This is a genomic window from Pseudomonas sp. S36 (assembly GCF_016647875.1).
Lineage (GTDB): Bacteria > Pseudomonadota > Gammaproteobacteria > Pseudomonadales > Pseudomonadaceae > Aquipseudomonas > Aquipseudomonas parafulva.
Genome location: NZ_JACVVG010000013.1, coordinates 15535 through 30199, shown reverse-complemented (window position 1 = coordinate 30199; position 14665 = coordinate 15535). Strand labels below are relative to the sequence as shown.

The 14665-nt window shown below is 64.1% G+C and carries 12 protein-coding genes; 10 read left to right on the top strand and 2 right to left on the bottom strand.

The genetic code is table 11. From position 1 onward, the window contains the following. The first annotated feature begins 1 nt into the window (after nucleotide 1). Nucleotides 2-769: a TerB family tellurite resistance protein gene (locus IAE36_RS09755; RefSeq protein WP_028633534.1), complete on the top strand. Its 768-nt coding sequence runs from the start codon at nucleotides 2-4 to the stop codon at nucleotides 767-769. A gap of 4 nt (nucleotides 770-773) precedes the next feature. On the opposite strand, the gene IAE36_RS09750 is transcribed toward IAE36_RS09755, so the two are convergent. Continuing rightward, on the bottom strand, nucleotides 774-1772 hold the full coding sequence (locus tag IAE36_RS09750; protein ID WP_201212078.1) for an alpha/beta hydrolase family protein: 999 nt from the start codon (nucleotides 1770-1772) through the stop codon (nucleotides 774-776). A 94-nt stretch (nucleotides 1773-1866) separates the two neighbouring features. Here IAE36_RS09750 and IAE36_RS09745 point away from each other — a divergent pair, with 94 nt between their 5' ends. From IAE36_RS09745 to trpE, 9 genes are all read left to right on the top strand, one after another. Beyond that, complete coding sequence (locus IAE36_RS09745; protein WP_201212076.1) at nucleotides 1867-4254, top strand: PAS domain-containing sensor histidine kinase; 2388 nt, start codon at nucleotides 1867-1869, stop codon at nucleotides 4252-4254. Nucleotides 4255-4264: 10 nt separating this feature from the next. Beyond that, nucleotides 4265-4894 (top strand): response regulator, encoded by a 630-nt coding sequence (locus IAE36_RS09740; RefSeq protein ID WP_028633531.1) that lies wholly within the window; start codon nucleotides 4265-4267, stop codon nucleotides 4892-4894. A gap of 203 nt (nucleotides 4895-5097) precedes the next feature. Continuing rightward, nucleotides 5098-6222 carry an ABC transporter ATP-binding protein gene (locus IAE36_RS09735; RefSeq protein ID WP_201212074.1) on the top strand — a complete coding sequence of 375 codons (1125 nt, stop codon included), beginning with the start codon at nucleotides 5098-5100 and terminating at the stop codon, nucleotides 6220-6222. Nucleotides 6223-6262: 40 nt separating this feature from the next. Further along, a complete protein-coding gene (locus IAE36_RS09730) occupies nucleotides 6263-7297 on the top strand; it encodes an ABC transporter substrate-binding protein (protein WP_201212072.1) in 1035 nt (344 codons plus the stop codon). 61 nt (nucleotides 7298-7358) lie between these two features. Continuing rightward, nucleotides 7359-8606 carry an ABC transporter permease gene (locus IAE36_RS09725; RefSeq protein WP_028633528.1) on the top strand — a complete coding sequence of 416 codons (1248 nt, stop codon included), beginning with the start codon at nucleotides 7359-7361 and terminating at the stop codon, nucleotides 8604-8606. A gap of 11 nt (nucleotides 8607-8617) precedes the next feature. Next, entirely contained in the window at nucleotides 8618-9445 is an 828-nt protein-coding gene (locus IAE36_RS09720) for an ABC transporter permease (protein WP_028633527.1), read from the top strand. Between the two features lie 111 nt (nucleotides 9446-9556). Further along, nucleotides 9557-10231: a ribulose-phosphate 3-epimerase gene (rpe, locus tag IAE36_RS09715; RefSeq protein WP_028633526.1), complete on the top strand. Its 675-nt coding sequence runs from the start codon at nucleotides 9557-9559 to the stop codon at nucleotides 10229-10231. Then, the gene (locus IAE36_RS09710; RefSeq protein ID WP_201212070.1) at nucleotides 10228-11046 is read left to right on the top strand and encodes a phosphoglycolate phosphatase; all 819 of its coding nucleotides are present in this window, start codon (nucleotides 10228-10230) and stop codon (nucleotides 11044-11046) included. The genes rpe and IAE36_RS09710 overlap by 4 nt, the downstream gene beginning before the upstream one ends. A 69-nt stretch (nucleotides 11047-11115) precedes the next feature. Next, nucleotides 11116-12588, top strand: coding sequence for an anthranilate synthase component I (gene trpE / locus IAE36_RS09705; protein WP_201212068.1), 1473 nt, complete (start codon nucleotides 11116-11118; stop codon nucleotides 12586-12588). 92 nt (nucleotides 12589-12680) lie between these two features. On the opposite strand, the gene estP is transcribed toward trpE, so the two are convergent. Then, nucleotides 12681-14561: an esterase EstP gene (estP, locus tag IAE36_RS09700; protein WP_201212167.1), complete on the bottom strand. Its 1881-nt coding sequence runs from the start codon at nucleotides 14559-14561 to the stop codon at nucleotides 12681-12683. Nucleotides 14562-14665 lie beyond the last annotated feature (104 nt).

The following is a 14665-nucleotide window of genomic DNA, read 5'->3' as shown; positions in this document are numbered from 1 at the left end:
CATGTGGTGGCCTGGTACGTTGATTGGCGCCGGTGCCGGCTTTGCCATCGCCAGCATTCCTGGTGCCCTGCTGGGGGCCTTGCTCGGCCAGGTGATGGACCGCCATATGCGCCTGCAAGGTTGGGAAGATGTGCGTGAACGCCTCGGCGGGCGGCCTGCGCTGCGTGACGAGGAACTGCTGTTTGTCTTGCTGGGGCGCCTGGCCAAGTGTGACGGCCGTGTCGCCGAGCAGCATATCCAGCAGGCCCGGCAGGAGATGGTGCGCCTGAACCTGGACGAGCCTGCGCGCCTGCGGGCAATCGAGGCGTTCAACCGCGGCAAGGCCGGCAAGGATCGGCTGGGCGCCTACTTGCGTCGCATCCGCCAGCAGCCGCATGCGGCGGAGGGTACCATGCGCGCCAGCTGGCGCATGGTCTGGGCTGACGGCAGGATGGGCAACAAGGAGCGTGAACTGCTGCTGGACTGGGGGCACAAGCTGGGCATGAGCCGCCGCCAGGTGCAGGCAATGTCACAAGAGTACGAGCCGCGCAAAACCGCTGGCATGGCGGGCGTGGGCATGACCTATGCGGCAGCGATGCGCTTGCTGGCGGTGGAGGCCGATACCGACGGCGCCGTGATCAAGCAGGCCTATCGCCGCCTGGTAAGCCGCCACCACCCTGACAAGCTGGCTGGCACGGGGGCCAGCGAGGCGCAGTTGCGCGAGGCCACCGAGCGCACCCGCGAATTACACCAGGCCTATGCGATGATCCGCAAGCGGCGGGGTATTTGAAGCGTCACCCTTGCGGGCTCATCCAGCCGCGCACCCGGCGGAACAATTGTTCCTGCTCCGCAGCCTGGTTGCCTGGCATGGCGATCAGCGACAGCTGGCGATACTGGCTGTCCTTTTGCCGCTTGCTGGCTTGCAGGCGCTGCGCGGCTGCGGCGCGGTCGGCGCTGCGGGTGGCATAGTAGATGTCAGCCGTTGGCACTTTCAGCGTTGGTGCCAGGCTCTCCAGGTCATGCTCGACCCGTGCCGGTGTCTGCGCGGCCACCATCACCAGCTTTTGTACCTGCGGGGGCTGCCGCTCGCTGAGGTAGCGGGCGGCCCAGTAGGCGCCGCTGCCATGGCCGATCAGCACGATGCTGCGGGCGTTGTGCTGTTGGGCGAACGCAACGGCCGCATCCAGGCGGGCAAAGATGCGCTCGGCATCGGCGGGGTCGGTCTGCTGGTCGGCTACTTCGGCATCGGTACCTTGTGCAGTGTCCGGATCGGCTGCGGTGGCCTGGGCAACATTGGCATTGGCGTCGGCCGGCTCATCCTTGACGGGGGCACGCTGGCCGTCCTGGCTGGCGGGTACCTCGGCTGGTTTGTCCTCGACCCGGGCTTGGGGGCTGTCTATCAACAGGTCTGGCAGGCTGACGCTTAAACTGTGCCAGCCCACATCCGGGAATTTCTGCCGCAGTGGCCCGACCGCACGGGGCCAATCGGCGGTTTCACCTGCCCCGGGCACAATGATCACTGCCCCTTTCGGGTCGGCGTCGTTGGCGGGTTTCCACAGGGCCAGGAAGCTGTCGGTGCCGGCCTGCAAGGTTTCCTGTTCAGCTTTGGGCACCAAGCGCTCCAGGGCCTGGGCATCCTCCTGGCTACGCTCCAGCAAGGGCGGGCGAACCGCTTCGGGGCGGGTTGCCTCGGTGGCGGCGGCAGGCTTTTCGTCATCCGCTGCCAGCGCAGCCAGTGGAAGAATCGAGGCAAGGCAGCACATTGCCAGCGTCGTGCGATAGAGTGTGGACATGTATCAACCCAAGGCCTGAATGATTTCTGCAGCGTAATGGTATTTGGCCGGGACGGCCATGCGCGATGGCCGCCTCGCCTGGAAGAGCCTGTAGATGAACCGAATGCGTCGCCTGTTGGTGATTGGCTGCCTGTGGCTCCCCCTGATCGCGCTGGCCAGGCAAGAGCCGGTGCCCACCGTTGCGCTGGAACCTGCCCAGCAGCAGTGGCTGGACAGCCATCGCAGCTTGCGGGTGGGCCTGGTGCTGCAGGCGCCATACGCGCAGTTCGACCGGCGCCTGCAGCAACTGTACGGGGCCAACGTGGAATTGGTGAGTAGCCTGGCCCAGGCCCTGCGCCTGGACCTTACCTGGCGAAACTTCCCGGACCAGGCCAGCCTGGAGCACGCCTTGCAGGCGGGCGAGATCGACTTTGCCCCGGGCCTTACGCAAACCCCGGCCAGCCTTCGCCTGTGGCTGTTCAGTGACCCGTACATGCGCGTGCCACAACTGATCGTTGGGCCGCGCAATGGCGCCATGGCGGTCGAGCTTGAAAAGCTCGATGCCGCGCAGCGGGTGGTGGTGCGCATGCCCAGCCAGTTGGCGACCTACCTGCGGGGCAACTACGGGAACCTGAACCTGCAAGGGGTGCCTGATGAGCGAGAGGCCCTCCAACTGTTGGTGAGCGGGCAGGCCAGTTTTGCCGTGATGGATGAAGCACAGCTGAGCCGGTTGTCACGTGAAAGCGAGTTTGGTGAGCTGGCAGTGGTGGGGGATATCGGCCTGCCGCAGTTGCTGCGCATCGGTTCGAGGCAGGACTGGCCGCTGCTGGCCGATGTGCTCGAACGTGGCTTGCAGGCGTTGCCTGCCAAGCAGCTCGAGCAGTTGCACCAGCGCTGGCTGCAGCCCCGGTACCCCCGCCTGAGCGAGTCGCCCGGGTTCTGGCAGAACCTGGCCTTGCTGCTGGGCATGTTGCTGCTGGGTGCCCTGGCCACCCTGATGTGGCAGCGGCGGCAGCAGCGCGAACTTGAGCGTAGCCTGCTGACTACCCGGGAACGTCTGCAGGAGCGGCATGCACGCGATGAAGCTGCGCGGCTGAGCCAGTTCGCGATCGATCAGAGCACGGTTGGCACCCTCTGGGTGAACTGGGACAGCCATGTGCGCTACGCCAACCCTGCTGCCGAGCGCATGCTGGGGTATGCGCAAGGGGCGCTGCTGGACCGGCCACTGGGCGATTTCGAGCCTGGCCTGAACATGGACCGCTGGCTGGAGCTGTGGAAGCGCGCGCGCTCGGGCGAGGGGGGCATCGGGCAGTTCGAAACCCAGTGTCGGCGCGCCGATCACAGCCTGCTCCCGGTGGAGCTGTCGCTGAGCTTTCTGCGTTTTCGCGATGCCGAGTACCTGGTGGTCTACCTTGCCGATGTCACCGAGCGCCACCGGGCCATGGCCGCGCTGCGCGAGAGCGAGGCGAGGCTCAAGGGGATTGCCGGTAACGTCCCGGGCCTGGTGTTCCGCCTGGAGCGCGACCCGGCCGTTGGCGGGCTGGAGTTTCCGTACATCAGCGAGGGCAGCGAGGCGCTGGTGGGCTACACACCCAGCGAGATCCAGCACCCGCAGATGGGGCTGCGCACCTTGGTACACCCCGACGACCGGGCCGACTACCACCACGTGCAGAACCTGGCCCTGGCCAGCGAGCAGGACTGGCAATGGCAGGGCCGCATCCTGACCCGCCAGGGCGAGCAGCGCTGGGCCGACATCAAGGCCAGTACCCGTCGCCTGGCCAATGGCCAGGTGGTGTGGGACGGGGTGGTGTGGGATATCACCCAGGGTAAGCGGGCCGAACTGGCCCTGGCACGCTCCCAGGAGCAGTTGCGTGAATTGTCCGCGCACCTGGAGAGCGTGCGTGAGGAAGAAAAAGCCCGCATCGCCCGGGAAGTGCACGACGAGCTGGGGCAGATGCTGACGGTGTTGAAGCTGGAAGTGTCGATGTGCGAGCTGGCGTTTGCCGAACTCGACCCTGCCCTCAATGAGCGCCTGGCCACTATGAAACGGCTGATCAGCCAGCTGTTCCAGCTGGTACGCGATGTGGCCACGGCCCTGCGCCCGCCGATTCTGGATGCAGGCATCGCGTCGGCCATCGAATGGCAGGCGCGGCGCTTCGAGGCGCGCACGCAGATCCCGTGCCTGGTGCAGGTGCCCGATAATCTGCCAGCATTGAGCGATGCCAAGGCAACGGGCCTGTTCCGTATTCTTCAGGAAGCGCTGACCAATGTGATGCGCCACGCCAACGCCCACAGCGTGGAAATAGAACTGGTGCGTGAAGCGGGGCAATTGCGCATGACCGTGAGCGATGACGGGCAGGGTTTTTGCCGCGACCAGCCACGGCCCACCTCGTTTGGCCTGGTAGGCATGCGCGAGCGGGTGCTCATGCTGGGTGGCAGCATGGTGCTGCACAGTGAACCGGGCGAGGGCACCAGCCTGAGCGTGGCCATCGCGTTGGAATAGGAGAACGACCGTGATTCGAGTACTGGTGGCCGAAGACCACACCATTGTCCGCGAAGGCATCAAGCAGTTGATCGGCCTGGCCAAGGACATGCAGGTGGCGGGCGAGGCCGGCAATGGCGAGCAGTTGCTCGATACCCTCAGGCATACGCCCTGCGAAGTGGTGTTGCTGGATATCTCCATGCCAGGCGTCAATGGGCTGGAAGCCATCCCGCGCATCCGCGCACTGCAGGACCCACCGGCAATCCTGATGCTGTCGATGCATGACGAGGCGCAGATGGCGGCGCGTGCATTGAAAGCCGGGGCGGCAGGCTATGCCACCAAGGACAGCGACCCGGCGCTGTTGCTGGCGGCGATCCGCCGAGTGGCCGGGGGTGGGCGCTACATCGACCCGGCGCTGGCGGACCGCATGGTTTTCGAAGTGGGCCTGACCGAGTCTCGGCCGCTGCATACGCTGTTGTCGGAGCGGGAGTTTTCAGTGTTCGAGCGCCTGGCCCAGGGCGCTAACGTCAACGACATTGCCCAGCAGCTGGCGCTGTCGAGCAAGACCATCAGCACCCACAAGGCGCGGCTGATGCAGAAGCTGAAAGTGAACTCCCTGGCGGAGTTGGTGAAGTACGCCATGGAGCACAAGCTGGTCTGATTGCGACACACAGGTTGCGCCCGCCCCCACAAGGGATGGATGGCAGTGCTGGCAGGTGTCCCAATCGCGTCATCCTTGTAGGGCAATCCCTACACACAATCTTCCATCCGGATGATGGCATTCTCTCAGCGCCCCCGATTTCCCGGTGCTTGCCACTCTTCTACGCTTTTGCCTACGCAGTCATCCAACAAGAAGGTGCAGGCATGAGCGAGGCGAAGTCGAACGCTGCAACCGGCGAAACGCTGGTCAGCTTCCGTGGTGTGCAGAAGAGCTACGACGGCGAGTCGCTGATCGTCAAAGACCTCAACCTGGACATCCGCAAGGGCGAGTTTCTGACCCTGCTTGGGCCCTCTGGCTCAGGCAAGACTACCAGCCTGATGATGCTCGCCGGCTTCGAAACCCCTACCGCAGGTGAAATCCAGCTGGCCGGGCGCTCCATCAACAACGTGCCGCCGCACAAGCGCGACATCGGCATGGTGTTCCAGAACTACGCGCTGTTCCCGCACATGACCGTGGCCGAGAACCTGGCCTTCCCGCTGACGGTGCGCAACCTGAGCAAGACCGACATCAGCGAACGGGTCAAGCGCGTGCTCAACATGGTGCAACTGGAGGCCTTCGCCAAGCGCTACCCTGGCCAGTTGTCCGGTGGGCAACAGCAGCGTGTGGCGCTGGCCCGGGCTCTGGTGTTCGAGCCGCAGCTGGTGCTGATGGATGAGCCGCTGGGGGCGCTGGACAAGCAGCTGCGTGAGCACATGCAGATGGAAATCAAGCATATCCACCAGCGCCTTGGCGTCACTGTGGTGTACGTGACCCACGACCAGGGCGAGGCGCTGACCATGTCGGACCGCGTGGCGGTATTCCACCAGGGCCAGATCCAGCAGATCGCCGACCCGCGCACCCTGTACGAGGCGCCCTGCAACACCTTCGTCGCCAACTTCATCGGTGAGAACAACCGCATCAACGGCACCCTGCTGAGCCACGAGGGCAACCGTTGCCAGGTGCAGCTGGCGCGCGGTGAGCGGGTTGAGGCGCTGGCGGTGAACGTTGGAAGCCCGGGCGAGCCGGTTACCTTGTCTATCCGCCCGGAACGCGTGCGCCTCAACGGCCACAGCGAAGCCTGCGTCAACCGCTTCTCTGGCCGCGTGGCCGAATTCATTTACCTGGGCGACCACGTGCGGGTGCGCCTGGAGGTTTGCGGCAAGGCCGATTTCTTCGTGAAGCAGCCTATTGCCGAACTCGACCCGGCCCTGGCCGTGGGCGATGTGGTACCGCTGGGCTGGGAGGTGGAGCACGCCCGTGCGCTCGACCCGGTTACCGAAGCCCAATGAAGGTTTGCTGCACCAACCCTGTACTGTGGAGAGAATAACAATGCGCAAGCAGTTGAAACTGACCGCCCTGGCCCTGGGGCTGTTCGCCGCTGGCCAGAGCATGGCTGCAGACCTGACCGTGGTGTCGTTCGGGGGCGCCAACAAGGCGGCCCAGGTGAAGGCATTCTACGAGCCGTGGGAAAAGGCCGGTAATGGCAAGATCGTCGCCGGTGAGTACAACGGTGAAATGGCCAAGGTCAAGGCGATGGTCGACACCAAGAGCGTGTCCTGGAACCTGGTGGAAGTGGAGTCGCCGGAGCTCGCCCGTGGCTGTGACGAAGGCATGTTCGAAGAACTCGACCCTGCGATGTTCGGCAACGAAGGCGATTACGTGCCCGGCGCCATCCAGCCTTGTGGCGTGGGCTTCTTCGTCTGGTCCACGGTGCTGGCCTACAACGCCGACAAGCTCAAGACGGCCCCCACCAGCTGGGCCGATTTCTGGGACACCAAGAAATTCCCTGGCAAGCGCGGCCTGCGCAAAGGGGCCAAGTACACCCTGGAATTCGCTCTGATGGCCGACGGCGTGGCACCCAAGGACGTCTACCAGGTGCTGGGCACCAAGGAAGGGGTGGACCGCGCCTTCAAGAAACTCGACGAGCTCAAGCCCAGCATCCAGTGGTGGGAAGCCGGTGCCCAGCCGCCGCAGTACCTGGCCTCGGGTGACGTGGTTATGAGCTCGGCCTACAACGGGCGCATTGCCGCCGTGCAAAAAGAAAGCAACCTCAAGGTGGTGTGGAACGGCGGTATCTACGACTTCGATGCCTGGGCCATTCCGAAGGGCGCCAAGGATATCGAGCAGGCCAAGAAGTTCATCGCCTTCAGCGTGCAGCCGCCGCAGCAGAAAACCTACTCCGAGAACATCGCCTACGGGCCGGCGAATTCCAAGGCTGTGGAGTTGCTGTCCGAAGATGTGAAGAAAGACATGCCGACCACGCCTGAGAACATTGCCAACCAGGTGCAGATCGACGTGGCCTTCTGGGCCGACAACAGCGAGCAGCTGGAGCAACGCTTCAACGCCTGGGCGGCGAAGAAGTAAACGACCAGCGTAAGGGGGCCGCGTTGCGGCCCCATTTTCAGTTCGTATCGCGGAGTTTGCCATGGCCATCGCAGTGCCCCTCAAAGAAGGCGCAGGTTCAAATCTCAAGCAGCGCCTCAAGCGCGCCGAGCGGGTCAACCGCTGGAAGGCGCAGGCGTTGATCGCGCCGCTGGCGCTGTTTCTTCTGCTGGTGTTCCTGGTGCCTATCGGCGCGCTGCTGTACAAGAGCGTCGGCAACCCGGAAGTGGTCAGCGGCCTGCCGCGCACGGTCGAGGTCATCGGCCAGTGGGACGGCAAGAGCCTGCCCGGCGAGGACGTCTACAAGGCACTGAGCCAGGACCTGGCCGAGTCGCGCAAGAACCAGACCCTGGGCGACCTTTCCAAGCGCCTGAACATGGAGCTGGCAGGCTATCGCAGCCTGCTGGCCAAGACCGCACGCGCGCTGCCGTTCAAAAGCGAGCCTGCGTCGTACAAGGATGCACTGCAAACCCTGGACGAGCGCTGGGGCGACCCCGCCTACTGGCAGGCGATACGCCGTAACACCAGCACGGTGACCTCGTTCTACCTGCTGGCTTCGCTCGACCACCGTATCGACGACCTGGGCGAACTGGCCAAGGCCACCCCCGACCAGGCCATCTACCTGGATATCTTCACCCGCACACTGTGGATGGGGGTGGTGATCACTGCCATCTGCCTGGTGCTGGCCTACCCCCTGGCGTACCTGCTGGCCAACCTGCCGACCCGGCAGAGCAACCTGCTGATGATCCTGGTACTGCTGCCGTTCTGGACGTCGATTCTGGTGCGTGTGGCGGCGTGGATCGTGCTGCTGCAGTCGGGCGGCCTGATCAACAGTGCGCTGATGGCCATGGGCATCATTGATCAACCGCTGGAGCTGGTTTTCAACCGTACAGGTGTGTACATCTCGATGGTGCACATTCTGTTGCCGTTCATGATTCTGCCGCTGTACAGCGTGATGAAAGGCATTTCGCCCAGCTATATGCGTGCCGCCATTTCGCTGGGCTGCCACCCGTTCGCCAGTTTCTGGCGGGTGTACTTCCCGCAGACCTACGCAGGTGTGGGGGCCGGGTGCCTGCTGGTGTTCATTCTTGCCATCGGCTACTACATCACCCCGGCGCTGCTCGGCAGCCCGAACGACCAGATGGTCAGCTATTTCGTGGCCTTCTACACCAACACCAGTATCAACTGGGGCATGGCCACCGCCCTTGGCGGGCTGCTGTTGCTGGCGACCGTGCTGTTGTACCTGATCTATAGCTGGCTGGTTGGCGCCAGCCGCCTGCGCCTGAGCTGAGGAGCTTTGTCATGCTGAGCCCATACATGTCACCCGTCGAGCGGGTCTGGTTCTACAGCCTGCGCATTCTCTGCGGCCTGATCCTGTTGTTCCTGATTCTGCCTGTGCTGGTCATCGTGCCGCTGTCATTCAACAGCGGCAGTTTCCTGGTGTACCCGTTGCAGGGCTTCTCGCTGCAGTGGTACCAGGATTTCTTCGGCTCGGCCGAGTGGATGCGCGCGCTGAAGAACAGCATCATCGTTGCCCCGGCCGCCACGGCGCTGGCCATGGTGTTCGGTACGCTGGCGGCCATCGGCCTGACCCGGGGCGATTTCCCGGGCAAGTCGCTGGTGATGGCCCTGGTGATATCGCCCATGGTGGTGCCGGTGGTGATCATCGGTGTGGCCAGTTACCTGTTTTTCGCCCCGCTGGGCCTGGGCAACAGCTTTACCTCGCTGATTCTGGTACACGCCGTATTGGGTGTACCGTTCGTCATCATCACCGTGTCGGCAACCCTGCAAGGGTTCAACCACAACCTGGTGCGGGCGGCGGCCAGCCTGGGGGCATCGCCACTGCTGGCATTCCGTCGGGTGACCTTGCCGCTGATCGCCCCAGGCGTGATTTCGGGGGCGCTGTTTGCCTTTGCTACCTCGTTCGACGAGGTGGTTGTGACGCTGTTTCTGGCCGGGCCTGAGCAGGCGACCCTGCCACGGCAGATGTTCAGCGGCATACGCGAGAACCTCAGCCCCACCATTGCGGCGGCGGCCACCTTGCTGATCGCGTTCTCGGTGGTACTGCTGCTGACCCTGGAGTGGCTGCGTGGGCGCAGCGAAAAACTGAGGACCCAGCAGCCTGCCTGACCGCTGCTCGCGGTGCGCCACCTGCGGCGCATCGCGATTGATACCAGTCAGCCCTCATTCGCTTGCCTGGGTTACAATGCGCGCCACCGTGATTCTGCCAACAGGTGCGCCATGCAGCCCTACGCTATTGCCCCCTCCATTCTTTCTGCCGATTTCGCCCGTCTGGGCGAGGATGTCGACAAGGTTCTGGCTGCGGGTGCAGACATCGTCCACTTCGATGTCATGGACAACCACTATGTCCCCAACCTGACCATCGGCCCGATGGTGTGTACCGCCCTGCGCAAGTATGGCGTCACCGCGCCCATCGACGTGCACCTGATGGTCAGCCCGGTCGACCGTATCATCGGCGACTTCATCGAAGCCGGCGCCAGCTACATCACCTTCCATCCGGAAGCCTCGCAGCACATCGATCGCTCTTTGCAACTGATCAAGGATGGCGGCTGCAAGGCTGGCCTGGTGTTCAACCCGGCCACCAGCCTGGATGCCTTGAAGTATGTGATGGACAAGGTCGACATGGTGCTGCTGATGAGCGTCAACCCGGGTTTTGGCGGGCAGAAGTTCATCCCCGGCACCCTCGACAAACTGCGTGAAGCCCGTGCACTGATCGACGCCAGCGGCCGTGATATCCGTCTGGAAATCGACGGCGGGGTCAATGTGGGCAACATCCGTGAAATCGCTGCAGCAGGTGCCGATACCTTCGTCGCCGGTTCTGCCATTTTCAATGCCCCGGACTACGCACAAGTGATCGCGCAGATGCGCAGCGAACTGGCTCAGGCCCGCCCATGAGCGGCTTCGAGCAGCTGTTCCCGGGGACGCTGCCCAGGCTGGTGATGTTCGATCTGGACGGTACCCTGATCGATTCCGTGCCAGACCTGGCGGCCGCTGTCGACCGCATGCTGCTCGAACTCGGCCGCCCCCCGGCCGGCCTTGCTGCCGTGCGCCAGTGGGTGGGCAACGGTGCACAGGTGCTGGTGCGCCGCGCCTTGGCCGGAGGCATCGATCATGCTTCGGTAGATGATGCACTGGCCGAACGGGCCCTGGCGTTGTTCATGGAGGCCTACGCCGACAGCCATGCGCTGACGCAGGTCTACCCAGGCGTAAAAGACACCCTGCGCTGGTTGAGCAAGCGCGGCGTGGAGATGGCGCTGATCACCAACAAGCCCGAGCGTTTTGTCGGGCCGCTGCTGGACCAGATGAAGATCGGCAGCTACTTCCGCTGGATCATCGGTGGCGACACCCTGCCGCAGAAGAAGCCCGACCCTGCGGCGCTGCTGTTTGTCATGCAGATGGCGGGCGTGACCGCGCAACAGTCGTTGTTTGTTGGCGACTCGCGCAGCGACGTGCAGGCGGCCAAGGCCGCTGGCGTGCAGAGTGTTGGCCTTACCTATGGTTACAACCATGGGCGGCCGATCGGTGAAGAGTCCCCCAGCCTGGTGATCGATGACCTGCGCGCACTGCTGCCCGGTTGCGTAGACCCTGCCACTGGGATAACGTTGGCGGACCTTCAAACCTCACACGACAGAGAGTCCCCCGTGGCGGTTACCGGCAAATTCTGGATGAAAGTCATCAAGGCCCTGGCCCGCTGGCGTTGGCGCGCCTGACTTCTGCCTGCCGGCGCGTGCCGGCCCATCCGTTTGCCCGACCATAAGCTTTATGCCACGAGGCTACTCATGACCCGCGAAGAATTCCTGCGCCTGGCTGCAGCCGGCTATAACCGCATCCCCCTGGCCTGCGAGACCCTGGCCGACTTCGACACGCCGTTGTCGATCTACCTGAAGCTGGCTGATCAGCCTAACTCCTACCTGCTCGAGTCCGTGCAGGGCGGCGAGAAGTGGGGCCGTTATTCCATGATCGGCCTGCCTTCGCGCACAGTGATGCGGGTGCACGGTTATCACGTCAGCATCCTGCAGGACGGCGTTGAGGTCGAAAGCCATGATGTCGAGGACCCGCTGGCCTTCGTCGAGGCATTCAAGGACCGTTACAAGGTGGCCGACATTCCGGGGTTGCCGCGCTTCAATGGCGGCCTGGTGGGTTACTTCGGTTACGACTGCGTGCGCTATGTGGAAACACGCCTGGGTGCGAGCCCCAACCCGGACCCGCTGGCGGTGCCGGATATTCTGCTGATGGTGTCTGATGCGGTGGTGGTGTTCGACAACCTGGCCGGCAAGATGCACGCCATCGTGCTGGTCGACCCGGCCGATGAGCACGCCTTCGAACAGGGCAATGCCCGCTTGCAGGACTTGCTCGAAACCTTGCGCCAGCCCATCACCCCGCGCCGTGGCCTGGACTTGAGCGGCCCACCGGCGGCAGAGCCCGAGTTCCGCTCCAGCTACACCCGCGAGGATTACGAAAACGCTGTCGGGCGCATCAAGGAGTACATCCTGGCCGGCGACTGCATGCAGGTTGTGCCCTCCCAGCGTATGTCGATCGACTTCAAGGCAGCGCCCATCGACCTGTACCGCGCGCTGCGCTGCTTCAACCCAACGCCTTACATGTACTTCTTCAACTTCGGTGACTTCCACGTGGTGGGCAGCTCGCCGGAAGTGCTGGTGCGGGTCGAGGACAACCTGGTTACCGTGCGCCCCATCGCCGGCACCCGCCCGCGTGGCGCAACCGAAGATGCGGACCGGGCGCTGGAAGATGACCTGCTGTCGGACGACAAGGAAATCGCCGAGCACCTGATGCTGATCGACCTGGGCCGCAATGACGTGGGCCGTGTGGCCGCCACTGGCAGCGTGCGCCTGACCGAGAAAATGGTGATCGAGCGCTATTCCAACGTGATGCACATCGTCTCCAACGTCACCGGCCAGTTGCGCGAAGGCCTCACTGCCATGGACGCGCTGCGGGCGATTTTGCCGGCGGGCACCCTGTCGGGGGCCCCGAAGATCCGGGCGATGGAAATCATCGATGAGCTGGAGCCGGTCAAGCGTGGCGTTTATGGCGGCGCAGTCGGTTATTTCGCCTGGAACGGCAACATGGACACCGCCATTGCCATCCGTACGGCGGTGATCAAGGACGGCGAACTGCATGTGCAGGCGGGCGGCGGCATCGTTGCCGACTCGGTGCCGGCACTGGAGTGGGAAGAAACCATCAACAAGCGCCGGGCGATGTTCCGCGCCGTCGCACTGGCCGAACAGAACTGACCACAAGCTCGGCCCGGTAGGCGCGGGCAAAGCTTGCGATCCGCCTTCTGACGTTCACGCAAGGCAGATCGCAGGCTACGTTCGCGGCTAGGTTAGAAGTCGACAGAAACGCCCAGGCTTAGGCCCTGCTGTTTCTGCTCGTCGCTTTTGCGCCAGTTATAGCTGCCTCGCAGGTGCACGCCTGCCACGATTTCATGGCTGACACCCAGGCCAACCCGGGTCAGGTTGCTGGCTGGGGTATACCCAGCCAAGGTGAAGTGGTTGGCAGGCAGCCCCGTCAGGTGCAGCGTCACGTCTTGCTGGTCATCTTCGAATTCGTGCTCCTGCGCCACCTCGCCAAACAACCGCGTTGCCGGCATTACCTGCAGGCTACCCTGCAAACCGACGCCCAGGCGCCGTGATGTACGGTCCTGGTCATCGAAGGCCAGCGCCGTTGAGCGGCGGCTCTTCTCGTCGTAACCATCTACCTTTACCCGTGCATAGTCGGCGCTGACGAACGGTGCCAGCTGCCACCGGCTGCTGTCTGGCGCCAGGTTGTACCCGACGCGGCCAGACACGGCCCAGGTCTCGCCATCGGTGTTGCCCTTTTCGCTGCGGTTATGGGTACCCAGGGCGAAGGTGCGCTTGAGGTCGCCGTAGTTCAGGTGGCCGGCAGTCAATGCCGCGTCTGCCCACCAGCGGTGTTGGCGGTACTGGGCGAATGCGCTGGCCAGGTAGCTGTCCAGCGTGTAGTCAGAGTCCTGTGTCCCCGCTTCCAGCTTCTGTCGGTAGGCGCCACCGGCCAGGCCCAGGCGCCAGGCATCGTCGAGCCGGTAGCTGGCGCCCACGGTCAGGTTGTAGCCACGGCCATCACCGCTGGCGGCGCCAGGTTGGCTACCGAAATCCAGGTCCTGGGCACCTGTGGCAACAAAGGGTTGCCACTTGCCAACGGCCTGCCAGGGCGCCTGCCACTGGTTGCGTAGTTCATCCTGATGCGCGCGCACGCTGGCGTGGGCCATCTCGGGCAGCAGGGTGATCTCCCACGGGGCGGCGATGAGGGAGTAGGCGTAATCGGCAACCAGCCGCTGGCCGGCGATGGTGGGGTGTACCGCATCGTTGAACAGCAATTTGCTCGGGTCGGGTGTTGTGCCATTGAGGCCGTACACGGGGTTGCCTGCGCAACCTTCGCCGCTGTAGCAGGTGCCGACAAGGTTCTGGTCGCTGGCCAGCCCGAACACGTTGGGGTTGGCCAGGGCTTCGCTCAGCAGCCCCGGAATGTTCAGGGGAATGACTTGCGCGTCCACCTGCCTGAGCTGGCTGAGCAGCGACTGGTTGAACGCGCCAGACAGCTGGGACAGCGGGTTTTGTTGCGGCGTGCCGCTGAAGTTGGGGGTTTGGCCTAGATCAGGCAGCAGCCAGACCATGATGTAGCGGGCGCCCCCCTGCTGCAGGGCCTGGGCAATGGCGGCCAGCCGGGCGCCGGCTGCCACGGCATCAGCAGGGCCATTGACCAACCCCTGCAGGAAGTCGTTGCCCCCGCCGGTGAGGTAATACAGTGCGTTGGGGTCCGCGCGCAGGCCGTTGGCCAGGTAACCCGGTTTTTCCCGCAGCAACTGACCGGCCCCTGGGCGCCCGGGCGGGATCACCGTCTGCGAGGTGGTGGTGATGGAGTCCAGAATTTGCCGCGTGGTGTAACCGCCTACCGCCCAGTTGTTTCCGTCAGGCAGGCCTACGGCCTGGTTGAGCGGGGAGGTGGAAGGGCCAAGGGCTGCCGGGTTCACGCCAAGGTGTGCGCCCAGGATCATCGGCGACACGGGTGCGTAGTTGCCGTTGGCGTCACGGTTGGTGAAGCGCATGCCGCCAAACTGCCCGGCATCGCTGAGGCTGTCGCCGAACACGATCAGGTTGGAGTAGGGCGAGGGGCCGGCGAATGCCTGGCTGCAGGCCAGGGCCAAGGTGCTGAGGGTGAGGCGCAGCAGTGCGGGTTTTCGCATCATGGAACATCCTTTTCTTTGTTTTTATCAGGGGAGCCCCATCGACCTTAGCAAATCGGCGGGCATCGCTCCGAAGTCCATTCGTTTCCCAGTGTTTACGGGCG

Bases quoted from the DNA above. Each gene is read 5' to 3' on its own strand.
- rpe (WP_028633526.1), top strand. From the start codon at position 9,557: ATGCAGCCCTACGCTATTGCCCCCTCCATTCTTTCTGCCGATTTCGCC.
- IAE36_RS09755 (WP_028633534.1), top strand. From the start codon at position 2: ATGTGGTGGCCTGGTACGTTGATTGGCGCCGGTGCCGGCTTTGCCATC.
- IAE36_RS09745 (WP_201212076.1), top strand. From the start codon at position 1,867: ATGAACCGAATGCGTCGCCTGTTGGTGATTGGCTGCCTGTGGCTCCCC.
- IAE36_RS09750 (WP_201212078.1), bottom strand. From the start codon at position 1,772: ATGTCCACACTCTATCGCACGACGCTGGCAATGTGCTGCCTTGCCTCG.
- estP (WP_201212167.1), bottom strand. From the start codon at position 14,561: ATGCGAAAACCCGCACTGCTGCGCCTCACCCTCAGCACCTTGGCCCTG.
- trpE (WP_201212068.1), top strand. From the start codon at position 11,116: ATGACCCGCGAAGAATTCCTGCGCCTGGCTGCAGCCGGCTATAACCGC.
- IAE36_RS09730 (WP_201212072.1), top strand. From the start codon at position 6,263: ATGCGCAAGCAGTTGAAACTGACCGCCCTGGCCCTGGGGCTGTTCGCC.
- IAE36_RS09710 (WP_201212070.1), top strand. From the start codon at position 10,228: ATGAGCGGCTTCGAGCAGCTGTTCCCGGGGACGCTGCCCAGGCTGGTG.
- IAE36_RS09735 (WP_201212074.1), top strand. From the start codon at position 5,098: ATGAGCGAGGCGAAGTCGAACGCTGCAACCGGCGAAACGCTGGTCAGC.
- IAE36_RS09720 (WP_028633527.1), top strand. From the start codon at position 8,618: ATGCTGAGCCCATACATGTCACCCGTCGAGCGGGTCTGGTTCTACAGC.
- IAE36_RS09725 (WP_028633528.1), top strand. From the start codon at position 7,359: ATGGCCATCGCAGTGCCCCTCAAAGAAGGCGCAGGTTCAAATCTCAAG.